This window comes from Maribacter sp. PR1, from assembly GCF_028464145.1.
GTDB lineage: Bacteria > Bacteroidota > Bacteroidia > Flavobacteriales > Flavobacteriaceae > Maribacter.
The window spans coordinates 76,020-100,557 of sequence record NZ_JAQPCG010000007.1; the positions used below are offsets into that span (position 1 = coordinate 76,020).

Annotated in this window: 23 protein-coding genes; 11 read left to right on the forward strand and 12 right to left on the reverse strand. The window is 38.5% G+C overall.

The window, feature by feature from the left end; translation table 11 throughout:
- Positions 1-24 precede the first annotated feature (24 nt).
- From cmk to PP182_RS14840, 3 genes are all read right to left on the reverse strand, one after another.
- Entirely contained in the window at positions 25-723 is a 699-nt protein-coding gene (cmk, locus tag PP182_RS14830; protein ID WP_272652053.1) for a (d)CMP kinase, read from the reverse strand.
- Between the two features lie 24 nt (positions 724-747).
- Positions 748-3,198: an endopeptidase La gene (gene lon, locus PP182_RS14835; RefSeq protein ID WP_272652054.1), complete on the reverse strand. Its 2,451-nt coding sequence runs from the start codon at positions 3,196-3,198 to the stop codon at positions 748-750.
- A 230-nt stretch (positions 3,199-3,428) separates the two neighbouring features.
- A complete protein-coding gene (locus PP182_RS14840) occupies positions 3,429-4,001 on the reverse strand; it encodes a sugar O-acetyltransferase (RefSeq protein ID WP_272652055.1) in 573 nt (190 codons plus the stop codon).
- A gap of 122 nt (positions 4,002-4,123) precedes the next feature.
- Between PP182_RS14840 and PP182_RS14845 the strand changes: the two genes are divergently transcribed.
- From PP182_RS14845 to PP182_RS14860, 4 genes are read left to right on the forward strand one after another with little or no spacing between them, the layout of a single operon-like run.
- Positions 4,124-4,678 carry an RNA polymerase sigma factor gene (locus tag PP182_RS14845; protein WP_272652056.1) on the forward strand — a complete coding sequence of 185 codons (555 nt, stop codon included), beginning with the start codon at positions 4,124-4,126 and terminating at the stop codon, positions 4,676-4,678.
- Positions 4,678-5,238: a hypothetical protein gene (locus PP182_RS14850; RefSeq protein ID WP_272652057.1), complete on the forward strand. Its 561-nt coding sequence runs from the start codon at positions 4,678-4,680 to the stop codon at positions 5,236-5,238. The genes PP182_RS14845 and PP182_RS14850 overlap by 1 nt, the downstream gene beginning before the upstream one ends.
- A complete protein-coding gene (locus PP182_RS14855) occupies positions 5,219-6,310 on the forward strand; it encodes a hypothetical protein (protein ID WP_272652318.1) in 1,092 nt (363 codons plus the stop codon). The genes PP182_RS14850 and PP182_RS14855 overlap by 20 nt, the downstream gene beginning before the upstream one ends.
- A gap of 46 nt (positions 6,311-6,356) precedes the next feature.
- Positions 6,357-7,082, forward strand: coding sequence for a head GIN domain-containing protein (locus tag PP182_RS14860; protein ID WP_272652058.1), 726 nt, complete (start codon positions 6,357-6,359; stop codon positions 7,080-7,082).
- A gap of 37 nt (positions 7,083-7,119) precedes the next feature.
- On the opposite strand, the gene PP182_RS14865 is transcribed toward PP182_RS14860, so the two are convergent.
- From PP182_RS14865 to glgB, 4 genes are all read right to left on the reverse strand, one after another.
- Positions 7,120-8,454: an MFS transporter gene (locus PP182_RS14865; RefSeq protein ID WP_272652059.1), complete on the reverse strand. Its 1,335-nt coding sequence runs from the start codon at positions 8,452-8,454 to the stop codon at positions 7,120-7,122.
- A 58-nt stretch (positions 8,455-8,512) separates the two neighbouring features.
- The gene (locus tag PP182_RS14870) at positions 8,513-9,322 is read right to left on the reverse strand and encodes a M48 family metallopeptidase (protein ID WP_272652060.1); all 810 of its coding nucleotides are present in this window, start codon (positions 9,320-9,322) and stop codon (positions 8,513-8,515) included.
- Positions 9,323-9,358: 36 nt separating this feature from the next.
- Entirely contained in the window at positions 9,359-11,758 is a 2,400-nt protein-coding gene (locus PP182_RS14875) for a glycoside hydrolase family 31 protein (protein ID WP_272652061.1), read from the reverse strand.
- 98 nt (positions 11,759-11,856) lie between these two features.
- The gene (gene glgB, locus PP182_RS14880; protein WP_272652062.1) at positions 11,857-13,755 is read right to left on the reverse strand and encodes a 1,4-alpha-glucan branching protein GlgB; all 1,899 of its coding nucleotides are present in this window, start codon (positions 13,753-13,755) and stop codon (positions 11,857-11,859) included.
- A 164-nt stretch (positions 13,756-13,919) separates the two neighbouring features.
- Here glgB and PP182_RS14885 point away from each other — a divergent pair, with 164 nt between their 5' ends.
- From PP182_RS14885 to PP182_RS14900, 4 genes are all read left to right on the forward strand, one after another.
- Positions 13,920-14,486 (forward strand): collagen-like protein, encoded by a 567-nt coding sequence (locus PP182_RS14885; RefSeq protein WP_272652063.1) that lies wholly within the window; start codon positions 13,920-13,922, stop codon positions 14,484-14,486.
- 147 nt (positions 14,487-14,633) lie between these two features.
- Positions 14,634-15,131, forward strand: coding sequence for a peptide-methionine (R)-S-oxide reductase MsrB (msrB, locus tag PP182_RS14890; RefSeq protein WP_272652064.1), 498 nt, complete (start codon positions 14,634-14,636; stop codon positions 15,129-15,131).
- A 171-nt stretch (positions 15,132-15,302) separates the two neighbouring features.
- Positions 15,303-16,694: a dihydrolipoyl dehydrogenase gene (gene lpdA, locus PP182_RS14895; RefSeq protein WP_272652065.1), complete on the forward strand. Its 1,392-nt coding sequence runs from the start codon at positions 15,303-15,305 to the stop codon at positions 16,692-16,694.
- A gap of 66 nt (positions 16,695-16,760) precedes the next feature.
- A complete protein-coding gene (locus PP182_RS14900) occupies positions 16,761-17,033 on the forward strand; it encodes a DUF3817 domain-containing protein (protein ID WP_272652066.1) in 273 nt (90 codons plus the stop codon).
- Here the strand turns inward: PP182_RS14900 and PP182_RS14905 are convergent.
- From PP182_RS14905 to PP182_RS14920, 4 genes are all read right to left on the reverse strand, one after another.
- Positions 17,025-18,206, reverse strand: coding sequence for a PQQ-dependent sugar dehydrogenase (locus PP182_RS14905; RefSeq protein ID WP_272652067.1), 1,182 nt, complete (start codon positions 18,204-18,206; stop codon positions 17,025-17,027). The two genes, PP182_RS14900 and PP182_RS14905, sit on opposite strands and share 9 nt — an antisense overlap.
- A 65-nt stretch (positions 18,207-18,271) precedes the next feature.
- Positions 18,272-18,685 carry a type II 3-dehydroquinate dehydratase gene (gene aroQ / locus PP182_RS14910; RefSeq protein ID WP_272652319.1) on the reverse strand — a complete coding sequence of 138 codons (414 nt, stop codon included), beginning with the start codon at positions 18,683-18,685 and terminating at the stop codon, positions 18,272-18,274.
- An 81-nt stretch (positions 18,686-18,766) separates the two neighbouring features.
- Positions 18,767-19,285 carry a hypothetical protein gene (locus PP182_RS14915; RefSeq protein ID WP_272652068.1) on the reverse strand — a complete coding sequence of 173 codons (519 nt, stop codon included), beginning with the start codon at positions 19,283-19,285 and terminating at the stop codon, positions 18,767-18,769.
- A 209-nt stretch (positions 19,286-19,494) separates the two neighbouring features.
- Positions 19,495-20,055, reverse strand: coding sequence for a porin family protein (locus PP182_RS14920; protein ID WP_272652069.1), 561 nt, complete (start codon positions 20,053-20,055; stop codon positions 19,495-19,497).
- 127 nt (positions 20,056-20,182) lie between these two features.
- Between PP182_RS14920 and xerD the strand changes: the two genes are divergently transcribed.
- On the forward strand, positions 20,183-21,079 hold the full coding sequence (gene xerD, locus PP182_RS14925; protein WP_272652070.1) for a site-specific tyrosine recombinase XerD: 897 nt from the start codon (positions 20,183-20,185) through the stop codon (positions 21,077-21,079).
- A gap of 16 nt (positions 21,080-21,095) precedes the next feature.
- Here xerD and PP182_RS14930 read toward each other — a convergent pair whose 3' ends face one another.
- Entirely contained in the window at positions 21,096-22,388 is a 1,293-nt protein-coding gene (locus PP182_RS14930; protein ID WP_272652071.1) for an NAD(P)/FAD-dependent oxidoreductase, read from the reverse strand.
- Positions 22,389-22,489: 101 nt separating this feature from the next.
- On the opposite strand from PP182_RS14930, the gene PP182_RS14935 reads away from it, so the two are divergent.
- Both PP182_RS14935 and PP182_RS14940 read left to right on the forward strand, forming a co-directional pair.
- The gene (locus PP182_RS14935) at positions 22,490-23,917 is read left to right on the forward strand and encodes an amidohydrolase (protein WP_272652072.1); all 1,428 of its coding nucleotides are present in this window, start codon (positions 22,490-22,492) and stop codon (positions 23,915-23,917) included.
- Positions 23,918-24,040: 123 nt separating this feature from the next.
- Complete coding sequence (locus tag PP182_RS14940) at positions 24,041-24,535, forward strand: RNA polymerase sigma factor (RefSeq protein WP_272652073.1); 495 nt, start codon at positions 24,041-24,043, stop codon at positions 24,533-24,535.
- The last annotated feature ends 3 nt before the right edge of the window (positions 24,536-24,538 follow it).

Sequence of the window (24,538 nt, forward strand, 5' to 3'; positions counted from 1 at the left end):
CGCCAGAGTCACTGGCGAGTTTTTTTATGCCTGGTGTTTTGCAATCACTCTAAGGGAATGCTCGTACATCCTCTCAAATTGCTGAACCAAACCCATATCGCTATTGTCGAACTCCACTGCCCCTTCCGCTTTCTTCAAAGGAGAGGTTTCACGGTGGGAATCAATGTAATCCCTTTTTTGAACATTTTCCAAAATATCCTCATACTTAACGTCTTCTCCCCTGTCCAGTAATTCCTTGTAGCGCCTCACCGCCCTTTTTTCTGGACTAGCGGTCATAAATATTTTGAGTTCGGCTTCGGGAAATACAACAGTTCCAATGTCTCTTCCATCCATTACAATTCCCTTATCCTTTCCCATTTCTTTTTGTAAGGATACCAACCTAGACCTTACTTCCTTTATTTCCGCTACTTGACTTACATTTTTGGAAACACCCAAGGTCCGGATATCTTTCTCTACATTTTCCCCATTTAAAAACATTTCAGCAAAACCAAGTTCTTGATTAAAGACAAATTTCATATCTATGCCATCCAATTCCTTTAAAAGGGACTCCCTATCAATATCACCATTTTCGATTAGACCATTTTGCATAGCATGGAGCGTAACTGCCCTATACATAGCTCCCGTATCTACATAAACATACTCCAATTTTTTGGCAAGTTCTTTTGCCAACGTACTTTTTCCAGTAGATGAAAAACCGTCAATCGCTATGGTAATTTTGTTCATATTATAAAGATAACCGAAAACCTTTTATAAACTCTTTGCCCCTTTGACATTTTGATTCGTTAAAGCAATATCTATAACTTCTGACATTTCGGTAACGTAATGAAACTTTAAACCTTTTAGGTAGGATTCTTTTATCTCCTTAATATCACGTTCATTATCGGCACAAAGAATTATTTCTTTAATGCGTGCCCTTTTGGCGGCCAATATTTTTTCTTTGATTCCACCTACTGGTAATACCTTTCCCCGCAAGGTAATCTCACCGGTCATAGCCAAACTTTTCTTTATTCTCTTTTGGGTAAACAAGGATACCAAGGAAGTCAACATAGTGATTCCTGCACTAGGACCATCCTTAGGCGTTGCCCCTTCCGGAACATGGATATGAACATTATATTTCTCGAATATCGATGGGTCTATCCCAAACCTATCTGCATTGGATTTTATATACTCCATGGCAATTGTAGCAGATTCTTTCATGACCTTACCCAAGTTCCCTGTAATGCTCAAATTACCTTTTCCTTTGGACAAAATGGATTCTATGAAGAGTATATCACCTCCAACGCTGGTCCAGGCCAAACCTGTAACAACACCCGCGACTTCGTTGTTTTCGTACTTACTACGTTCCATTTTTGGAGCCCCCAAAACCTCTATTATATCCGCATTACTGACTTTAATATCGTACTCTTCTTCCGTTGCAATCGACTTGGCGGCATAGCGTACCATCTTTGCTATTTGCTTTTCCAGAGCACGTACTCCTGATTCCCGGGTATAGCCCTCCACAATCCTTTCTAATTGAGGTTTTCCAATCTTCAGATGACTACTATCCAGTCCATGCTCGGACAACTGTTTGGGCAATAAATGTTTCTTGGCTATTTCAACTTTTTCTTCAATGGTATAACCACTTACATGAATAATCTCCATTCTATCCCTCAGTGCTGGCTGAATATTTCCTAAATTATTGGCCGTAGCCACAAACATAACTTTGGAAAGATCATATCCCATTTCTAGGAAATTATCGTAAAAATCACTGTTTTGTTCTGGATCCAATACTTCCAACATAGCGGAAGAAGGGTCACCTTGATGGCTATTGGATAACTTATCTATTTCGTCCAATATAAAAACAGGGTTAGATGTTCCTGCTTTTTTAAGATTTTGTACAATCCGTCCGGGCATGGCACCTATGTAGGTCTTTCTGTGCCCTCGAATCTCCGCTTCGTCTCGCAAACCTCCTAAAGACATACGAACATATTCCCTACCCAAAGCCTCGGCAATGGACTTTCCAAGGGAGGTCTTACCAACTCCAGGAGGACCATACAAACAAAGAATGGGAGATTTCATATCATTCCTTAGCTTTAGGACCGCCAAATATTCTATAATTCTTCGCTTAACATCCTCAAGACCATAATGATCTCGATTTAGGATTCTTTCCGCACGTTTCAAATCGAACTTATCCTTGGAAAATTCGTTCCATGGTAAGTCCAACAATAGATCCAAGTAGTTTCGTTGGATGGAATATTCAGCAACTTGCGGATTCATTCGTTGCATCTTGGCGAGTTCCTTTTTAAAGTGCTCCTTTACCTTTTTGCCCCATTTTTTGTTCTTGCTTCTTTTCCGCATTTCCTCTAGCTCCTCATCATAGGAGACTCCGCCCAATTCCTCTTGAATGGTTTTCATCTGCTGGTGTAGAAAATATTCGCGTTGTTGCTGATCTAAGTCACTCCTTACCTTGGATTGGATGTCATTTTTTAATTCCAGTTTTTGGAGCTCAACATTCATATATTTCAATGTTGCAAGAGCCCTTTCCTGAAGATTGCCTATTTCTAAAAGGTCTTGCTTCTCCTTTACACCTAAATTAAGGTTGGAAGAAACGAAATTGATAAGAAAGGAATCGCTCTGAATATTCTTTATCGCAAAAGAAGCCTCACTAGGAATATTGGGGTTGTCCTTAATTATTTTTAGCGCTAAATCCTTAATAGAATCTATTATTGCCAAAAATTCCTTGCTATTCCTTTCTGGCCTAATTTCCTCAGTCTCACGAACTGTAGCAGTTATATAAGGCTTTTTCGTTAACACCTCTGCAATTTCAAAGCGTTTTTTACCTTGGATAATTACTGTGGTATTACCATCGGGCATTTGTAAAACCCTTAAAATACGCGCAACGGTTCCTAAGGTATTTATATCCTTAATATCTGGATTCTCGGTTTCTTCGTCCTTTTGGGACACCACACCTATCACCTTACTTCCGTTGTTTGCATCCTTTATTAACTGGATAGACTTATCCCTTCCCGCCGTGATGGGGATCACTACACCAGGAAATAAAACTGTATTTCTTAACGGCAAAATTGGCAAGGTTTCCGGTAATTGCTCACTGTTCATTTGTTCTTCATCCTCGGCGGTAAGCAACGGTATTAACTCGGAATCCTGATCAATCCCTTGTAAGGACATATTGTCAAAATCTGTAAATTTAGAATCTCCCATACTCATATATCGGTCATTCTGTCATTAAATAGACAGACACTTTTTAATGTTATAATTTTAAAAACCCTTGAAAGACCTTGCTTACAGGGTTTTTATTGTTTTTTAGTCTTTCTAAAATATAGTTATTTCAATTCCTATGCCATACATCGACAGTAGTATGCTCGATAAGAAAATGTGATTTTGTTATATCACCTGAAAATGCAAAACCGTCAATTCTATAGTGTTGGGAATTATATTTTTTTGATTATTTGACAAGGATTGCCATAGGCCAGTACATCACTGGGAACACTCTTAGTGACCACACTGCCTGCACCTATAGTAACATTATCACCAATAGTCACACCTGGACAGATTACGGAGTTTCCCCCAATCCAAACATTACTACCAATACTTACCGGTTTACTGGAGGTTAAGTAAGACGCACCTTTACGATTTTCAACAATTCTTTCCGAGGCCTTTAAAGGGTGCGATGCCGTATAAATTTGTACATGGGGGGCAATAAGGACATTTTCGCCAATTGAAATTTTATTGTTATCCAAAAGAATACAATTCATATTGATAAATGTCCCCTTTCCAATAGAAATATTATCTCCGTAATCGCAGAAAAAAGGAGCTTCTATCCATACATTATTGCCAATATGCTCAAAGAGTCCTTTTAAAATATTCTGCCTTTCGATAAAAAGGTTGGCTTCCATTTCATTGTATTGCTTCAGAAGCTTCCTTGCATAATAATATTGTTCTAGCAATTCAGAATCTCTAGAGTTATAATTGGCCCCACTTAGCATTTTTTCCCTTTCTGTCATTCAATAAAGATTATATTAAACCCCATTCATTTAAATTTATATTCTTTCAATTTATAAAATCTTTTTCCCGAAACTGTAACAATACATAAATTGAGTCATCTCTAAGACAAACCAATCACTTTTTGAGCCAAAGTAAGGTACATATTGATAATTTAATACAATCGTGCAAAGAAGGTAATCAGAGTGCACAAATGGAAGTTTACAATCGGTATTACAAAGCGATGTACAACACTGCTTACCGAATTGTAAAGCATAGTGCAGAAGCTGAGGATATAATGCAGGAATCGTTTTTAAACGCGTTTACGAAACTGCATACGTTTAGGGGTGACGTTACTTTTGGCGCTTGGCTTAAAAGAATTGTAGTAAACAACAGTATTTACCATTACAAAAAGCAACGAAAAAAGAATGAAGTTGCACTAGATGGAATAATGTACAAGGTCGAAGATAATGACGGAATTGCTTCGGATCATGTGTTTGCTGAACAAAAGGCTCAAAAAGTAATGGAAACCATGAAACGTTTAAAAGATAATTACAGAATTTCTTTGACCTTACATTTAATCGAAGGATATGATTACGAAGAAATATGTTCAATTATGAATATTAGCTACGCTAATTGTAGAACGACGATATCCAGGGCAAAGGAAAGTCTTAGAAAAGAAATGCTAATTGCAAACTGATGGAAGAAGAAAATTTAGAAGAGTTATTTAAAAACCTGGAAGGTCATTTTGACTCCTTAGAGCCAGAGTTGGGTCACGAACAGCGGTTTTTGACCAAGCTCAATGAACCTAAAAAAAAGGTATCAATTAGAACCCTCCCCATTATTTGGTGGAAACCACTGTCCATTGCTGCGTCCCTGGCTTTATTAGTGGCCCTGATTTATGGTCAGCTTGATTTGAGCCCCAGTTTAGAAGAGCAAGTTGCGGATATCTCCCCAGAAGTTGCAAATACCCAATTTTATTTTGCGAGCTTAATTGAGGAGCAGGTAAGGGAATTAGAAGCAGAAGATTCACCGGAAACCAAAAAGATTATTTCCGATACTATGAATCAATTAAAAAAACTGGAACAGGATTATAGCCATTTGGAGAGCGAACTACTTAAAGGAGGAAACAGTAAATTGATATTGAGCGCCATGATTACCAATTTCCAAACCAGAATTGACTTGTTAAATGATGTTTTGAGCCAAATTGAAACTATTAAAAATCTAAAAAAATACGATGATGAAAACTTTACTATTTAAATACGGCGTACTTGCGCTATTCATCTGTCCTGGTCTCATTTTGGCCCATGATGGTAAGCTGAAAGGGAAGTATACCAAGGAAAAAACCATTAAAAAGGAATTCAAGGTAAACGCAGATGCTCTACTTAAAGTAGACAATAGCTATGGTAATCTAAATATTACGTCTTGGAACGAAAATAGGATATTGATAGAAGTCCATATAAAAACTAATGGTAATAATGAGGAAAAAGTTCAACGCAAACTTGATGAAATTTCCGTAGATTTTGATGCCAGCAGTAGTGAAGTCTCGGCCGAAACCCAATTTAACGACAATAAAAGCGGTTGGGGTTGGAACTGGGGAAAGAATAACAACGTTAACATGCAAATTAACTATACCATTAAGCTGCCTATTAAAAATAGTATAAACCTGGATAACGATTATGGGTCTATAATTTTGGATCGTGTGGATGGACATGCGAAAATAAGCTGTGACTACGGAAGGTTGGAAATTGGAGAATTAAGGGGACGAAACAATTCGCTGAACTTTGATTATACATCAAACTCTACCATAGAATTTATCAATAGTGGTGAAATACGTGCAGATTATTCCGGATTTACGGTTGAAAAAGCTGGGGACCTAAAAGTGAATGCCGATTACACAAATGCCAAAATAGACCAAATGGAAAATTTGGACTATAGTAGCGATTACGGTAAAATGGAAGTAGGCAATGTCAAAAGCATTACTGGAAGTGGTGACTACATAACTATTAAATTAGGAAGTGTACATGGCAACGTCGACATTTCGTCCGACTATGGGTCAATTCGTATAGATGAACTTGCCGAAGATGCAGGCGATGTAGATATTAGGTCGGACTATACGGGCGTCAAAATTGGTTATAATTCAAATTATCACTTTGATTTTAATATTACCACAAGTTACGCAGGTGTAAGTGGAAAAGATGATTTTGTAACCCACATAAGCACAGAAAAATCCTCATCAAAACACTATGAAGGTTATTATGGAAGCAAAGGAAGCGGAAATATGGTTACCTTGAACAGTGATTATGGAGGCATAAGTTTTACTAAAAATTAATATCAATCAATCCCTGAACTATGTTCAGATTTAAATCAATTTAAAAATGAAAAAAATCACAACACTAGCTATCGTAATGGCCATGACCGTTTCTTGCTCCGCCCAATGGGGTAAAAGAATAAAAGGAAATGGTGACGAAGTAACTATAAATAGGACGATCGGCGAATATGACGCCATTGCCGTTTCTGGTTGGTTCGATGTAAATCTTGTTGATGGTGCCGAAGGTAAATTAACCCTTACTGGAGAATCCAACTTATTGGAGTATATCATCACAGAAGTGAATAATGGAAAATTAGTCATTAAGACAGAAAAGGGAGTTAACCTGAAACCTTCATCATGGAACAATGGCATTGTGATAACGGTTCCTGTTGAAAGTGTGGACGCCATTGCGCTATCGGGTTCAGGTGATATTGTAGGTAAGACTACCATAAGAACAAATAACTTGGACACTGCTATGTCGGGTTCAGGAGATATCAGCTTGGATATTGATGCGGATACCGTTAGCGCCAGTATGTCTGGCTCCGGAGATATCATGTTAAGCGGTAGTACAAGAGATTTTGATGCTACCATTTCGGGCAGCGGAGACATAAAGGCATTCGACTTGGAGGCAGATAATGTAGATGCAACCGTTTCAGGTTCAGCTGATATTAAAGTCACGGCCAATAAAATGCTTAAAGCAAGGGTTTCAGGCTCTGGTGATATTACCTATAAAGGCAATCCGGAAAAACTGGATACCAAAACCTCGGGCTCTGGGGACATTTCGAAAGGATAAAATCAAAACAACGAACAATCAACAACTGGAAGGCCCCTTATTCAAGGGGTCTTTTTAATTGCTTTACCCGAGTCAATAATAACATCCCCACCAAGAAAAAAACACCTAAAAAGATTATGGCACTACGCATACTGCCCGTGACCTGGGCGATAAATCCGTATAAAAAAGTTCCAATGATTATACCAATTTTTTCGGCCACATCGTAAAAACTAAAAAATGAAGTCGTGTCTTTTGTTTGTGGAATAAACTTGGAATACGTAGAGCGTGATAAAGCTTGGATTCCCCCCATAACCAAACCAACACAACCGGCAGCGATGTAAAAATCTGTGGGAGTAATGACAAAATACGCATAAATGCAGATGGACACCCATAATGCATTGACCACAATCAATGTTTTAATGTTTCCAAAATTCTTGGAGGCCCAAGCCGTGACAGATGCTCCTAAGATGGCGACAATTTGAATCACCAAAATACTGACTATTAGTCCAGTTGTGCGCTCAGTATTCGTTCCCCAATTTATTTCCTCTTCACCAAAGTAAGTCGCAATGAGCATTACCGTTTGTACGGCCATACTGTAAACAAAAAATGCACCTAAATATCTTTTTAATCTAGTTTGATTTCCCAACTGGTGCCAGACCATTTTCAGTTCCCTAAACCCGTTAAGAACAACATTAGTCCGCTCCCCTTCTCTTTTATTTCCTTTTGGTAGGTAATAAAAGCTATACTGGGCAAAAACTATCCACCAAATCCCGACGGATACAAAAGAATACTTCATTGCTTTAATTTCCGCTACCCCATTGGCATCCGTAATAATTCCGAACATATTGGGCTTCATGACCATGCCCAAATTCACGATAAGTAATAAAACGCTCCCAATGTAACCTAGCGAAAATCCTTTGGCACTTACTGCGTCTTGCTGTTCCGGATACGCTACATCCGGTAAGTAGGAATTATTAATAGCAAAACTCACCCAAAATCCGACCAGTCCAAAGAAGTAGCATATGAGCCCAAAATAAATATGTTCCAAAGAGAACCAATAGAGACCAATACATGATACCCCTCCTAAATAACAGAAAAACTGCATAAAAACTTTCTTGTTTCCCAAGTAATCCGCAATTCCAGAAATAAGAGGCGTTATTAAGGCAATGAATACGAAAGCCAGAGAAGTCGTGTAACTAATAAGTGGAGCCCTTGCAATTTCTCCTCCAAAAATAGTTACTTTATCAATTTCCGCCACCCGAAATAATGCTCCATAAAAAATGGGAAAAACAGCTGAGGAAATTACAAGACTGTAAACGGAGTTGGCCCAATCATAAAATGCCCAAGCGTTCAATAACTTTTTACTCCCCTTTAATACCAGTGTTCTTGCCATTGAATAAAATAAAAGCCGTTCGTTGGAACGGCTTCAATATACAATAAATTGTTATTCCCTATTTGAAATTGGTCACTCCAAATTTAGCGGCTTCTTCAGCAGCCAATGGAGCCCAAGCAGTTAAGTTGTTGATTCTCGTATCATTGGAAGGGTGCGTACTCATAAACTCCGGTGGTGCCTGACCCCCACTATTTGCTTTCATTCTTTTCCAAAGTTCTGCCGCTTCGTATGGATCATATCCAGCAATTGCCATTATCTGTAATCCAATACGGTCCGCCTCCGTTTCATGCCCACGACTAAAGGGAAGCATTACGCCTACTTGTGAACCAATACCATACGCTTGGTTAAACATATTTCTTTTTTCAGGATCCTGGATTGCAATATTGCCTGCCACTGCACCCAATTGCTGCAAAGTGCCGGCACTCATTCTTTGCGCACCATGATCTGCAAGGGCGTGTGCTACTTCGTGCCCCATTACCACCGCTACACCTGTTTCACCCTGGCAAATGGGAAGAATACCCGTATAGAATACAATTTTTCCGCCTGGCATACACCAAGCGTTCACCGTTTCGTCCTTTACCAAATTGTATTCCCACTTGTAGTCATTTAAATACCCGGGATATCCATTGGCTGCCAACCAACGTTCCGCGGCTGATGAGATTCTTTGACCTACCCTGGTTATCATATGGGCTTCGGATGTTCCTTCAACAACCTTATTTTCTCCTAAAAATTGATCGTATTGGGCAAACGCCATCGGAAAAATTTGACTATTGGGGTAAAAATTCAATGTTTTTTGACCTGTAAAAGGATTTACCTTACAAGCTGAAACAGCTAAAAACAAGGAAATTACTAAAACTATTTTTTTCATTATTAGTGTATTATTGGACGGAAAATTACAAAATTATTATTTTGAGGTAATGTGCAAAAGCGTAAAGTTTTTGTCTATATGAAAGGTATTGTTACCATTTGGGCGTACCGATTTTAACGTAACTTCTTCATTGTCTACCTCCACCTTTCCAATTTTAAAAGGTAATCCATGAAAATTGAATTTTAGAGTTTCGTATTCAGTGATAAAACTACCATCCTTGAACTGCTGAATAGTCAAAGACTTTTCCTTTCCAGTCAATTTAAAGTTTCTTAAAGAGTATCTGCCTTTTTTATAGTCGTATCCATCTTGTGCGTCCTCATACACCTCAGATGTTTCAACCCCAAGTTTAAAATAAGTATCTAATATTAGTTCCTTAATTTCAACCTGACCTATATATTGCTGAATAGGATATTTAGGAATAACAGCACCAGCCTTAATGTAAATAGGCAACTTGTCCAATTCAGCAGTTACCCAACGCTCCTTACCTCCATTCACTGAATCATTGGTCCAAAAATCATACCATCTCCCTTTGGGAAAATACATCCGTCTACCTTGGGCATTTGGTTCTTGTATCGGACACACCAATATTTGATCTCCGAAAATAAATTCATCCGTTCTAAAATGTGTTTGAGTATCTTCCTGATCATAGTAAACAAGGGGCTTGATCATTGGAATATGATCTTTACTGTATTTGTAAAACATCGTATACAAATAAGGCAGTAATTGATAGCGTATTTCTATGAATTTTTTGACAATTTCGGTTATATCAGAGCCAAAAGACCAAGGCTCCTGATCCCCATGATCACCACTGGAATGCACTCTACAAAAAGGATGAAAAACCCCGAGTTGAACCCATCTTGCAAATAACTCTCCATTAGGTTGTTCGGCGAACCCACCAATATCCGAACCTGCAAAAGAATAGCCACTCATACACATACGTTGCATTTGTACATTGGCAATCCAGAGATGTTCCCAAGTAGCCACGTTATCACCCGTCCAGGTTGAAGAATACCGCTGAGTACCCGCGTATGCCGCCCTTGTAATTACAAATGGCCTTTTGGGATACACGTATTTTTTTACCCCTTCGTAAGTAGCCCTTACCATTTGCATTCCGTAGACGTTATGCGCCTTCCTATGGGTACATGGATGACCATCGTAATCGTGACGCGTATCCAAGGGTGCTGTTTTACTGGGAACCTCCATAACTGCAGGTTCATTCATATCGTTCCATACGGCATGAACTCCCAAATCTGACATAAACTCCTTGTACAACTCTGCCCACCATTCTCTCACTTCAGGATTGGTGAAGTCTGGAAAATTACACTCTCCCGGCCAAACTTTACCGTGCATTAAGGGACCGTCTCCTCGCTTGCAGAAATAATCGTTCTCCAAGGCTTCATTGTATATCCAGTAATCCCGATCTATTTTTATACCGGGATCAATCATTATAACAGTCTTAAAACCTTCCGCTTCCAATTCGGAAATCATCCTTTTTGGGTCAGGAAAATGGTTTTTATCCCATGTAAAACACCTAAAACCATCCATATAATCGATATCCAGATATATGGCATCACAAGGAATTTGAAGATCTCTAAACTGTTTAGCGATTTCCTTGACATTACTTTCTGGGTAATAACTCCATTTGGATTGATGAAAGCCCAATGCCCAAAGCGGTGGCAGTTCTGGTGTTCCAGTTAAGTTGGAATAGGCGCCCACCACGGTAGACATATCTGGTCCATAGAAAAAATAATAGTTCATTTCACCACCATCTGCCCAAAAACTGGTAATATTCCTTCTTTCATGAGCAAAATCAAAATGGGTTTTAAAACTATTGTCAAAGAAAATACCATAAGCTTTTCCTTTATTGAGACCTATAAAGAAAGGAATAGCCTTGTACAAAGGATCTTGGTCTTTGCCGTATGCGTAAGAATCCGTTACCCAATTTTCCACACGCTTACCCTTTAGGTTGCTGTGTGTAGACTTATCTCCCATACCATAAAAACTCTCCCCGGTCTGGGTGATTTTACTCATCTTTACCGTGTTGCCACCATATTCATAGTTTTCTTCCCAGTGAAATCCAAGTTCATCCTCATTGATTATATTACCTTCTAAATCAGATACTTGGATCCTTAAGGTCATCTTATCTACCAAGATATGTATCCTTGCCGTTTTGATTGTATATTCCGTTTCATTTTCATTTACATCCAAAACACTATATCCTAAGGATGCTTCCTCATCTATGGCATATGAAAAATCTGGTTCAAAAATATAATTGGTGGCATATCTAAAACGAATTACGCTACCTCTTAAAACCGTGATTTTAAGGACAACCCCGTTTTCAGTAGTAAAATAAAGATTATGGTTGTCCTGCTTAAATTCGACTATATGGTTAGGGTATAAATTACCCTTGTATTCCAATTCCGTATTTGTAATCATAACATGAAGAAATTTGACATCAGCAAAAGAAGTACAATATCGGATAATATTATAATATTAACCTAGCGATTAAACTCTAAAACGATTAAAGTTATTTGCTATTTTATAATAACCACGCCCAAGGGAGGAATAGTAATTTCTATGGATTTTTTATGTCCATGCCACTCCTTGGCTGAGGTCTTTATATTTTTATTTATAAGACCTGTTCCGCCATATTTGACATCATCACTATTTAACACCTCTTTTAGCTTTCCTTTTTTTGGCATTCCTATTCGATAATTTTCACGTACAACAGGAGTAAAATTGCAAGCGATTATAAGGTCGTTCTTGGTATCATGTCCTTTTCGAATATAGGTCAAAACCGAGTTTTCATGATCTCCATAATCTATCCATTCAAAACCTTCCTTACTAAATTGCTTTTCGTACAAGGCCGGAGCATTTTTATAAAGTAAGTTCAAGTCCTTTACAAATTGTTGAACTCCTGAATGCAGCTCATATTGCAACAAATGCCAATCCAGACTATTTTGAAAATTCCATTCCGAGGTTTGTCCAAATTCACCCCCCATGAACATTAAGTTGGTACCAGGATGTGTAAACATATACCCAAACAACAATCTCAAGTTCGCAAACCGTTGCCATTCGTCCCCTGGCATTCTATAAACCAAGGACTGTTTTCCATAAACTACCTCATCATGGGAAAAAGGTAACATAAAATTCTCTGTAAAAGCATAAGTCATACTAAAAGTTAAATCGTTCTGATGATGCCTTCTATAAATGGGCTCTTTTTTAAAATATTCAAGGGTATCATGCATCCAACCCATCATCCATTTCATACCAAATCCCAAACCTCCATACTCAACGGGTCTGGAAACTCCGGAAAATGCAGTTGACTCTTCTGCAATAGTCTGTACGGCACCTTCAAAACTGGCGTGTACTTCTTGATTTAACTCCCTAATGAAGGACATGGCCTCCAAATTCTCATTATTACCGTACATATTGGGCTCCCATTCTCCGTCCTCACGGGAATAATCCAAATACAACATGGAGGCAACGGCATCCACCCGTAAACCATCGGCATGGAATTGCTCCAGCCAAAAAAGCGCATTGCTTATCAAAAAAGCCCTGACTTCATTTCTACCATAATTGAATATCAAACTCTTCCAATCTGGATGATAACCTCTTCTTCTGTCTGGGTGTTCATACAAATGAGAGCCATCGAAATAACCTAACCCATGAGCATCCTCTGGAAAATGGGATGGAACCCAGTCCAAGATTACACCAATATCATTCTGGTGAAATGCATCCACCAACATCTTAAACTCCTCTGGGGTTCCAAATCGGGAAGTTGGAGCGAAATAACCCGTTAACTGGTATCCCCAAGATGGGTCATATGGATATTCCATAATCGGCATAAATTCTACATGGGTATATCCCATTTCTTTAACATAGGAAACAAGTTCCTTGGCTAATTCCTTATAACTCAGAACATTATTACTTTTATCCCTTTTCCAGGATCCAATATGGACCTCATACACCGAATAGGGTCTATCCAAACCATTCTTTTCCTTTCTATAGCCCATCCAATCGTTATCCTTCCATTGGTATTCTTCGGACCATACAATTGAAGCTGTTTTAGGCGGATGCTCACACAATCTGGCAAAGGGGTCTGCCTTTTCTGTCCAGATATCGTTATTATGTGATTGAATTTTATATTTATATTTTTCTCCTTTACCAATTTTAGGGATAAAACCTTCCCAAATTCCACTTGCGTCCCATCTTACGTTTAACTGATGCTCATCAGAATTCCATCCATTAAAATCTCCAACGACCGACACGTTCTTTGCTGAAGGTGCCCATACTGCAAAGTAAGTCCCGGTTTCACCGTCTACTTCGACAATATGCGAACCTAGCTTATCATAAAGACGATAATGTTTACCTCCTTTAAAAAGGTTGATATCAAATTCTGAAAATAAGGAGTGAGTGATTATTTTGGACATAAATGTTCTAAGTTTAATCGTAAATCTAATCAACTTTAAGGGAACAATAGCTTAAATCTGATTTTAGATATTTACCGATATTATTTCTAAAATACTAAAATTGGAACGCTTTTTGAATAACTTGGATAAAATAAATAGTGATAAACCAATAAAAATATTATATCATGAAAAAAATAACAATTCTTTTCAGCGCAATGGCAGCTCTCTTTTTTATCTCTTGTGAAGGCCCACAAGGTCCACCAGGTTATGACGGCCTTGATGGTTTAGACGGACTGGACGGACAGGATGGAGTTAACATTTTAGGCCAAGTCGTTGATATTCAAGGTACATTTACAGCGGAAGATAATTATTCCATTTTTTATGAATTTCCACAATCTATTGAAGTCTTTGAAACGGACGTAGTTCTAGTCTACTTGTTATGGGACCAAACCGAGGATGGTAATGGTGATCCTGTAGACATTTGGAGGCTGATGCCCCAAACAAGAATTATAGACCAAGGATTATTACAATATAATTATGATTACACCTTTTTTGATGTAAACATTTTTTTAGAATCTGATTTTGACCTAAGTACGTTGCTCCCTGGTGATACGGACGACCAAGTATTTAGAATAGCCATTTTACCTGCAGATGCCGCACAAACTGGCAAATTGGACGTTAGCGATATAAACTCCGTAATGAACAGACTTGGAGTCACTGAGAATGATGTTCAAAAAGTAATTTTAAAATAACATTACTTGAATTAAAAAATAAAAACCCCCGTCGAAGCGGGGTTTTTTATTTAAATCCGTTTAGAAAACCTTAACTATAAGTTTTACGTAAGTAGGTTAACTTTGAAAGGATACTTAACATTTATCGACATATTAAAAAAAATACGCATGAAAATTTCTGTATTACTTATAGCCCTTACACTTTTAACCAGTTGCAAAGGTGTTTCCCAAGAAAAGGAAATGGTCTCCGACCAGAACAAAAACGACGCTAAGGAATTCGAAGTTCAAAAAACCGAGGCGGAATGGAAAGCTGAACTTACAGATGCCGAATTCTATGTCCTTAGAAAGGCAGCTACCGAAAATCCTTTCACAAGTGAACTTTTGGACAATAAGAAGAAAGGGACCTATGTGTGTGCAGCCTGTGGAACACCTGTATTTAAAAGTGAAACCAAATTTGATTCAGGCACTGGATGGCCAAGTTTTTACAAAGAAATCGAAGGGAATGTCTCCTATGATGTAGATTATAAAATAGGCTATAAGAGAACGGAGGAACATTGCGCCACTTGCGGAGGGCACTTAGGACACGTATTTGAAGATGGACCTGCACCCACCGGTTTGAGACATTGCATTAATGGAGTAGCCTTGGATTTCGTTGAAAGTAAATAAAAACTGTAGTTATAAAACGTTTTATCCATCAAATTGGATAGCCTTATAATCTTAACTTTACATAATTTTCACAATAGCTCCTAATTTTATAAAACTTACCTGCCTCGGATAAATTTCCGATTAGGTTTTGTATTTTTGCACCTCAAATTTCAACCACAAAAAGAATTAAATATGAGCACTTTCGATGTTATTGTTTTGGGTAGTGGACCAGGAGGCTATGTTACTGCTATTAGAGCTTCTCAATTAGGTTTAAAAACCGCTATAATTGAAAAGGAAAGTTTAGGTGGTGTATGTCTTAATTGGGGATGTATCCCAACAAAAGCTTTATTAAAGTCCGCCCAAGTATTCGAATATTTACAGCATGCTGGTGATTATGGACTAATGGCCGAAGGTGTGGATAAGGATTTTAGCGCCGTTGTAAAAAGAAGTAGAAATGTGGCCGATGGCATGAGCAAAGGTGTTCAATTCTTGATGAAGAAGAATAAGATCGAGGTTGTTAAAGGTTACGGAACCTTGAAATCTGGAAAGAAAGTTTCCGTAAAAGATGAGAATGGAAAGGAAACAGAGTATAGTGGTCAACATATTATCATAGCTACCGGTGCTCGTAGTAGGGAATTACCGAGTTTACCTCAAGATGGCAAAAAAATTATTGGCTATAGAGAAGCCATGACGCTACCAGAACAGCCAAAGAAAATGATTGTGGTTGGTAGTGGTGCCATTGGTATCGAATTTGCATATTTCTACAACTCAATGGGTACTGATGTAACTGTTGTGGAATATTTACCTAATATAGTTCCTGTAGAGGATGAGGATGTTTCCAAGCAATTGGAACGAAGCTTTAAAAAAGCAGGAGTAAAAATCATGACCTCTGCTGAGGTTACCTCAGTTGATACTTCCGGAGATGGTGTTAAGGCTACCGTAAAAACAGCTAAAGGGGAGCAAGTATTAGAAGCTGATATCGTTTTATCCGCGGTTGGAATTAAAACAAATATTGAGAATATCGGACTGGAAGATATAGGTATAGCAACTGATAGGGACAAAATTCTTGTAAATGATTACTATCAAACGAACATTCCAGGTTACTACGCAATTGGTGATGTAACACCGGGTCAGGCACTAGCCCACGTGGCATCTGCAGAAGGCATTCTTTGTGTGGAAAAAATAGCTGGAATGCATGTTGAGCCTTTGGATTACGGCAACATTCCGGGATGTACTTATTGTACTCCAGAAATTGCTTCTGTTGGAATTACCGAGAAACAAGCGAAGGAAAAAGGATTGGACATTAAAGTTGGTAAATTTCCTTTTTCTGCAAGTGGAAAAGCAAAAGCATCTGGTGCTCCAGATGGATTTGTGAAAGTAATCTTTGACGCGAAATACGGTGAGTGGCTCGGATGTCACATGATTGGTGCTGGAGTTACGGATATGATTGCCGAGGCTGTTGTAGCAAGAAAGCTCGAAACAACAGGCCATGAAGTACTTAAAGCGGTACATCCTCACCCAACCATGAGTGAGGCCGTTATGGAAGCCGTTGCGGATGCTTATGATGAAGTAATCCACCTATAAAAACTTTTAATCAAAAGGGGCAAAGCTATACTCAAGTGGTTTGCCCCTATATTTTATTCAAAACTCATGTTAAAAGCCTTTAGAGTTACCGCAATTTTAGAAGGGATATCCTATTTGGCCTTATTTGGTGTAACCATGCCCCTTAAGTATTGGGCGGAGATTCCGGAACCCAACAAATGGGTAGGATATGCCCATGGGTTTTTATTCATTGCATTTATTCTACTTGCCATTCTAGTTTGTTACAATAAGAAATGGGGATTTAAGCGGTTTATAATTTTCGGTATAGCCTCGCTACTTCCTTTTGCCACTTTTTATGTGGAAGAAAAATATTTAAGGTAAATTTTGCTCCTGCTCAGATATCCGATAAATCTTACCGTCAAAACTGCAGATGAAAAGTTCATTATTAGCATCGGTACCAAAAGAAGCAATATTCAAACCTGTCTCCAGTAACAAAATGCTATTAGCTGTGGCACTAGAAATATTTTCCAAGGCCCAAATTCTGCCCGATACAAAATCCCCGTAAATATAATAGCCATTTAAACTAAGTGTTAAATTCCCCCTGTAAACGAATCCACCAGTCACCGACTTATCGTTGTTCTCATGCCCGTATTCAAAAATAGGTGCTATGGTACCCGTATCATCACAATCCTGATCGTTGTAACATGACGTTCCTTCCAAAATATTCCAACCATAATTGCCTCCGGACTCAATAATATTAATCTCCTCCTTTTCGCCTTGTCCAACATCACCTGTCCAAATTTTACCAGTCTGGCTGTCAAAGGAAAATCGCCACGGGTTTCTAAGTCCATATGCATAAATTTCTGGGCGAGCTCCATCGACATCTACAAATGGATTATCATTTGGAATTGTATAGTTCTGAACATTATCTGAACTATTTACATCAATTCGCAATATGGTTCCCAGAAGATTTTCCAAGTTCTGGGCGTTGCCATCAGGATCGCCACCAGACCCTCCATCGCCCATGGCTATATATAGATAGCCATCTGGCCCAAAGGCCAATTGCCCTCCATTGTGATTGGTATATGGCTGGGGAACACGCAATAAAATCAATTCACTAGCGGGGTCGGCAACATTACTATCGTTATCCATCGTCTTAAAACGGGAAACTACACTTACATCACTCGATGGCGTATAATTCACAAAGAAATAACCGTTATTTTCAAAATCGGGGTGAAAGGCCAGACCTAATAGCCCGAGTTCATCTGAACTGGCAATACTATTTTCCAAGCTTAGAAATGTAGTAGCCTGGTCGACCTCACTGTCATTTTCAAAAATCTTTATAAGACCTCCCTGTTCCACAACAAAAATTCGGTCACTACCGTCATTGGGGCTTTGAAAGTCCAAGGGTCTGGAAAAAGTTAAATTGGGGAAAGCATTTACTAGTAGAAGACTGTCCTCGGTAATGGGGCTTAGCTCCAGGGCATCCTTATCACTACAAGAAATGAGTTGAAAAATAAAGAGCACTAGTATTGCAGGAAGTATTTTTTTCATAGCATACATGTTTTAATAATCTACGAAAAATAAGGTGATTTGGATTAGCTCAAAATAAGTTTGCCCTAAAGGAAACTTCGGATGGCCAAATCGTAACTTTGTAATCCAAACCCTAGGATAACCCCTTTAGCATTAGGGGAAATATAAGAAACATGCCTAAAGTCTTCTCTTTTATGGGTATTGGAAATATGCACCTCCACAACAGGAGTCTCAATAGCCTTTACTGCATCTCCTATGCCTACCGAAGTATGCGTATAAGCAGCGGCGTTCAAAACAATTCCGTCATATTCAAAACCAACTTCCTGCAGTTTAGAAATCAACTCCCCCTCAATATTGGATTGATAATACTCCAGCTCAACTTCCTTGAACCTAAATTGTAATTCAGAATAGTAATCTTCGAACGTTTTGTTTCCGTAGACCTCTGGTTCCCGTTTCCCTAAAAGATTAAGATTTGGGCCATTTATAATGATAATTCGCATATCGATAAAAGTACTAATTATTTCAACAAAAAAAGTGGTATCCATCGAATACCACGTTATACAATTATTCTATTTTTTGATTTAAAAAAGGAATAAATATCCAAGTAGGACACTTGCAAAGGATGCATCATCATTGACTACAAAATAAGAGATGTTCAACTCCGATGAACCTTGATTTAGGTCAATGCCTAAAGAGGGTCTATAATAAAATCCGCCCTCATTGCCTTTATTGACACCAATGGCATAACCCACATCTCCACCAAATTTAAAGCCCGAGGTTGGGTAAATCCGAAATGAACCACCAACTGGAATAAATTGAATATTATCAAATTCGGTTTCAGCGGTTAGCCCGCCATTTGTAATCGTTTGCTTTTCTCCAAATGCATTGCTGAAACCTGTGGTTAAACCCAAATCTATTTCTCTAGACACCCCCCAATGTTGGTAAATATCCAAGCCTAAATTCAAACTATAGTCCTCAGAATAGTCTCCTGTTACTATACCGCCTACAAGTCCGGCTCTAAAGTTTGTACGATCCACATACTGTGAAGTACCGTAAAAACCCATTCCCAAGAAAAACATTACTGCTACTAAACCTTTCATTACTTGTTAATTGTTGATTAGACCGTAAACTTAACCTCAAATTAACAACCGTCTAGTTTTTAGTTGTCACCGTTCAATATTTGGTGGTAAAGTCACTGATTCTCAGGGTAAGTTGTTAAACAAAATATTCAATAAATTAAATTCTCAGGCATTTTTTAATAAAAAAAGTCGAAAGAATATCTTTCGCCTTTCCTTAATTCTCTTTGTTTTTACAAAAAGTAAACGGCTGAAACCGCGAATACCCTATTTTTAGAATTTACGTCCTCAATTACATTGATAAATCCGGTGGAATATCGTATTTGGAAATAGAAATTTTCATCTAATCTATATCCCGCTCCAATACCCAAACCAAGATCAAGACCATTAGTGTTATCAAAACTTGCCCCGGTACCAGAAATATTACGGTCTACATTATTGGACAACAACAAACCTAAATAAGGCCCAGCCTCAACGTACAATTCATCCCATACATTGTATTTGGCCATAACGGGAACATTTAAGTACCAAAAATTTAGGTCATCTTGAAAAAACCCACCACTTCCCTGTAGGGATATTAATGCTTCGGGCTGTATCATGAGTTCATCGCTAAAAGGTATCTCTAATACTCCTCCAACATGAAAACCTGCTTTTGGATCATAACTTAAATTAGCATCTCCTCCCAAGGATGAGATATTAAATCCTGCTTTAGCTCCAAAACGCATGTCGTCTTGGGCTGTTATCGAGTAGCATCCCAAAATCAATAAGGATACCATCAGTACTACTTTTTTCATTTTTATAATGTTTAATGGTTGCTATATCAAAGATATGAATCTTTCATAATCTGGATTAATTCAAAAAAATCAAATATTCTCCTTTGAAAACAAAAACCTCGATTAAAGATAAAATGTATCTTTAAATATGAAATGGGAACACGCCTTACGAGACTACGAACATTATTTAAAATTAGAACGTGGGTTGGCAAACAACTCCATAAAAAATTACAAGTGGGACGTTGAAAAATTAATGATTTACCTTGCCAACCATCAAATAGATGACTCACCCATAAAGATTTCAAAGGAAATTGTTCAGCAATTTATCTATGAAGTTGCCAAAGTAGTAAACCCTCGTTCGCAAGCAAGAATTATATCGGGCCTTAAAAGTTTTTTCAATTATTTAGTTTTTGAGGATTATAGAGCAGACAACCCATTGGACTTAATTGAAGCCCCGAAGGTTGGACGAAAACTACCAGATACACTCTCTGAAGAAGAAATAAATAAACTTATTACACATATCGACTTAAGTAAGCCTGAAGGAGAGCGCAATAGGGCCATGCTAGAAACTCTTTATGGATGTGGATTACGTGTATCGGAGCTTATTGGCATCAAACTTTCCGATCTCTTTTTCGATGAAGATTTTATTAAAGTAACCGGAAAGGGAGATAAGCAACGCTATGTTCCAATCAGTGAGGTAAACAAAAAGTATATTGACATTTACAGAGATGAAGTTCGGGTTCACCAAACCATTCAGAAAGGTTTTGAGGATACCTTGTTTTTAAATAGAAGAGGTAAACAACTTACCAGAGCCATGGTTTTTACCATCGTTAAGGATTTGGCAGAGAAAATTGGTCTTCAAAAAAATATTAGTCCACATACATTTAGACATTCATTTGCAACTCACTTGCTAGAAAATGGCGCTGACCTAAGGGCCATTCAACAAATGCTTGGCCATGAGAGCATTACTACTACAGAAGTTTATATGCATGTTGACCGTACACATTTGGCAGACATTATGAACAAATATCACCCAAGGAAGTAAATCACAAGAATCCCAATCAATCCTTAAACTGATGGTAATCTCTTTTATAGGGGCGTATAATCAATCTTGCCTCACGATCAAATCGTATATAATTATAGACCCAGTTTATAAAGACCACTACCCTATTTTTGAACCCGATTAAATAGAACAGATGAACAAACATCCAAACAAACCAGGCAAAAACTCCTTGAAATCTGATGTTTTTTAAATCACACACAGCTTTATTTCTACCAACCGTTGCCATACTACCCTTGTCCTTATAGACAAAAGGTTTTAGTGGCTTCTCATTAACCAATCGTATCAAATTTTCTCCCAAATTTCTTCCCTGTTGAATGGCAGGTTGAGCCATCATGGGATGTCCTTTTGGGGCCTCTTCGCTCTGCATACAGGCAATATCTCCAATAGCAAATATTTCTGGATGATCAATGACCCGATTATACTCATCAACTTTAATTCGGTTCCCCTCAGCAATAAGTTCTTTCGCATCAATACCCTTAATCGTCGCTCCTTTGACCCCTGCGGCCCAAATTAAGGTTGCCGTTTCAAATGTAAGATCCGTCTTTGTACGTACCGTCTTTCCATCGTATGAAGTTACTCTAACATTCTTCCAAACCTGAACTCCCAATTCTTCCAAGAAGTCCTCCGCCTTTTTTGAGGCCTTTTCGCTCATAGCATCCAAAAGATGGTCCCTTGCCTGGATTATGTTTATCTGCGCCCTCCGCGTATCCAAATCCGGGTAATCCTTCGGTAAAATTCCTTTTTTAATTTCAGCAAGGGCACCTGCCAATTCCACACCAGTAGGGCCTCCACCGACAATGACAAAATTCATTAGTGCATTACGTTCATGGTATTCATCCGTCAACAATGCCTGTTCAAAATTCTCCAAAATCAAACTTCTAAGGTTCAAAGATTGAGGAATCGACTTCATGGCCATGGCGTGTTTTTCAAGTTCATCATTTCCAAAAAAGTTGGTTTCGGACCCAGTGGCAATAACGAGATAGTCATAGGACAATTCGCCAATGGATGTTTGCAGCATCCTCTTTTCGGGCATTATTTCGGTGACTTCGGCAAGTCTAAAAAAAGCATTTTTATAACCATTAAGCACCTTACGCAAAGGGTAGGCAATGGAATCGGGTTCAAGACCTCCCGTAGAAACTTGATATAACAAAGGTTGAAAAGTGTGATAGTTATTCTTGTCCAAAAGCACTACTTGTACTTCTTGCTTTCTTAGTTTTTCAGCTAAGGAAATCCCCCCAAAGCCTCCGCCAATAATTACTATTCTGGGGTAATTGGACCTAGGTATATTCATAAATATAAAAGTAAGCTGTAAAATTAAACAAACAGGCTTCTTTTGGAAAAGAATATACCGTTTTTAGTAACTTTAAGGGCTAACTCAAAAACCACTCTAGAATGCGAAAATCAACTTTATTGTTCATAAGCCTATGTACTTCCGTACTTACCTTAAGCTCACAAAAAACAAAAAAAGACGTTTTAAAATCCTTAGATACCAAAAGCGAAATGTACGGTGATATTTCTCAACAAATCTGGAATTTGGCTGAGATGGGCTACCAAGAACAAAAAAGTTCCACCCTATTACAAAAAACACTAGAAGATGCCGGATTTACAATTAAAAAAGGAGTCGCCGGTATTCCTACGGCTTTTATTGCAGAATATGGTAGTGGAAGCCCTGTAGTAGCGATTATGGGAGAATATGATGCTCTCCCCGGACTCTCACAAGAAGCGGTAGCAGAGAAAAAATCGGCCGGAGGAGCAGCCGGACATGCCTGTGGCCATCATTTGTTTGGTACGGCTTCTACGGCAGCAGCTATTGCTACAAAAGAATGGATAGATGCTAATAAAAAGCAGGGAACCATTAGGTTTTATGGTACACCTGCGGAAGAGGGTGGTTCTGGAAAGGTTTATATGGTCAGGGCCGGTGTTTTTGACGATGTTGATATCGCCCTGCACTGGCATCCCGGTTCACAAAATTCCGCAAATGCCGGAGCCGCTCTCGCTAATAAATCCGCTAAATTTAGATTCCATGGTTTTTCTGCCCATGCAGCGGCGGCGCCAGAACAAGGTCGCTCTGCCTTGGACGGTGTCGAGGCTATGGATATGATGGTTAATATGATGAGGGAACATGTGCCATCCGAGGCAAGAATTCATTATGTAATAACTTCTGGTGGAAAAGCACCCAATGTGGTGCCAGATTTTGCAGAGGTATATTACTACGCTAGACATAATACCCGAGATGTTGTCATAGATATTTTTGATCGTATCGTAAAAGCTGCTGAAGGTGCAGCTTTAGGAACAGGAACGACCATGGACTATGAAATGCTAGGTGGTGTTCATGAATTACTACCCAATCTCACCCTACAAAAGGTAATGCACGATAACCTATCCGAAGTGGGAGGGTTCGATTATACCCCAGAGGAAAAAGAATTTGCCGATAAAATTGCGAAATCCTTGGGTAAGGAAAAAGCAGATCTCAGTATCGCAAAAAACGTTCAGCCTTACAAAACGGAAGCAAAACCAGGGGGTTCCACCGATGTTGGGGATGTTAGCTTTACGGTGCCTACCGTAGGTATGAGTGCAGCTACTTGGGTCCCAGGTACTCCAGCGCACAGTTGGCAAGCCGTGGCTGCTGGAGGAACTTCCATAGGTAAAAAAGGTATGATGGTTGCCGCAAAAGCCCTGACCTTAACGGCTATTGACCTTTTCTACGATAAAAAATTGGTGGAGAACGCAAAAAAGGAGTTTATCGAAAAGCGCGGGCCTGATTTTGAATACATTCCACTTCTTGGAGATAGAGAGCCAGCCTTGGACTATAGAAACTAATAGAAATAAACCCAAAAGAAATACATTAGCCGGTCGCGTGCACTCTTTTATTTCATTTAATTCATTCTTTTGTAACAAAAGTGAACTACACACTACTAATACCTTAACAACAACCAACCATTAGTGAATAAAGAACTGGAACATAAGTTTGTGACAGAGCTCCAGGACAATCAAAATATTGTCCATAAAGTGTGTACGTTATATACAAATGACAAAGATTCGCATAAGGATTTGTTTCAGGAAATAACTATTCAATTATGGAAGGCCTATCCCAAATTTAGAGGTGAGGCAAAGTTTAGCACATGGATGTACCGAGTAGCACTTAATACAGCCATTACATTATACAGAAAATCCAAAAGAAGAATAGCTACGCAAGATTATGAGTCGGTCATTTTTAAGATAAAGGCCGATGAATATGACGAAACCGAAGAACAACAATTGAAATTGATGTACAAGGCCGTAAGACAATTAGGAGATATTGACAAGGCCTTGGTTTTTATGTATTTGGAGGACAAAAACTATACGGAAATAGCGGAAACTTTAGGTATTACAGAAGTGAATGCTCGTGTAAAAATGAACCGTATCAAAACAAAATTAAGAACTATTTTGAACCCCTAGGTT

Bases quoted from the DNA above. Each gene is read 5' to 3' on its own strand.
- lpdA (WP_272652065.1), top strand. From the start codon at position 15,303: ATGAGCACTTTCGATGTTATTGTTTTGGGTAGTGGACCAGGAGGCTAT.
- PP182_RS14885 (WP_272652063.1), top strand. From the start codon at position 13,920: ATGAAAAAAATAACAATTCTTTTCAGCGCAATGGCAGCTCTCTTTTTT.
- PP182_RS14915 (WP_272652068.1), bottom strand. From the start codon at position 19,285: ATGAAAGGTTTAGTAGCAGTAATGTTTTTCTTGGGAATGGGTTTTTAC.
- PP182_RS14870 (WP_272652060.1), bottom strand. From the start codon at position 9,322: ATGAAAAAAATAGTTTTAGTAATTTCCTTGTTTTTAGCTGTTTCAGCT.
- PP182_RS14860 (WP_272652058.1), top strand. From the start codon at position 6,357: ATGAAAAAAATCACAACACTAGCTATCGTAATGGCCATGACCGTTTCT.
- aroQ (WP_272652319.1), bottom strand. From the start codon at position 18,685: ATGCGAATTATCATTATAAATGGCCCAAATCTTAATCTTTTAGGGAAA.
- glgB (WP_272652062.1), bottom strand. From the start codon at position 13,755: ATGTCCAAAATAATCACTCACTCCTTATTTTCAGAATTTGATATCAAC.
- lon (WP_272652054.1), bottom strand. From the start codon at position 3,198: ATGGGAGATTCTAAATTTACAGATTTTGACAATATGTCCTTACAAGGG.
- PP182_RS14935 (WP_272652072.1), top strand. From the start codon at position 22,490: ATGCGAAAATCAACTTTATTGTTCATAAGCCTATGTACTTCCGTACTT.
- PP182_RS14905 (WP_272652067.1), bottom strand. From the start codon at position 18,206: ATGAAAAAAATACTTCCTGCAATACTAGTGCTCTTTATTTTTCAACTC.
- PP182_RS14850 (WP_272652057.1), top strand. From the start codon at position 4,678: ATGGAAGAAGAAAATTTAGAAGAGTTATTTAAAAACCTGGAAGGTCAT.
- PP182_RS14875 (WP_272652061.1), bottom strand. From the start codon at position 11,758: ATGATTACAAATACGGAATTGGAATACAAGGGTAATTTATACCCTAAC.
- xerD (WP_272652070.1), top strand. From the start codon at position 20,183: ATGAAATGGGAACACGCCTTACGAGACTACGAACATTATTTAAAATTA.
- cmk (WP_272652053.1), bottom strand. From the start codon at position 723: ATGAACAAAATTACCATAGCGATTGACGGTTTTTCATCTACTGGAAAA.
- PP182_RS14865 (WP_272652059.1), bottom strand. From the start codon at position 8,454: ATGGCAAGAACACTGGTATTAAAGGGGAGTAAAAAGTTATTGAACGCT.
- PP182_RS14840 (WP_272652055.1), bottom strand. From the start codon at position 4,001: ATGACAGAAAGGGAAAAAATGCTAAGTGGGGCCAATTATAACTCTAGA.
- msrB (WP_272652064.1), top strand. From the start codon at position 14,634: ATGAAAATTTCTGTATTACTTATAGCCCTTACACTTTTAACCAGTTGC.
- PP182_RS14900 (WP_272652066.1), top strand. From the start codon at position 16,761: ATGTTAAAAGCCTTTAGAGTTACCGCAATTTTAGAAGGGATATCCTAT.
- PP182_RS14930 (WP_272652071.1), bottom strand. From the start codon at position 22,388: ATGAATATACCTAGGTCCAATTACCCCAGAATAGTAATTATTGGCGGA.
- PP182_RS14855 (WP_272652318.1), top strand. From the start codon at position 5,219: ATGAAAACTTTACTATTTAAATACGGCGTACTTGCGCTATTCATCTGT.
- PP182_RS14920 (WP_272652069.1), bottom strand. From the start codon at position 20,055: ATGAAAAAAGTAGTACTGATGGTATCCTTATTGATTTTGGGATGCTAC.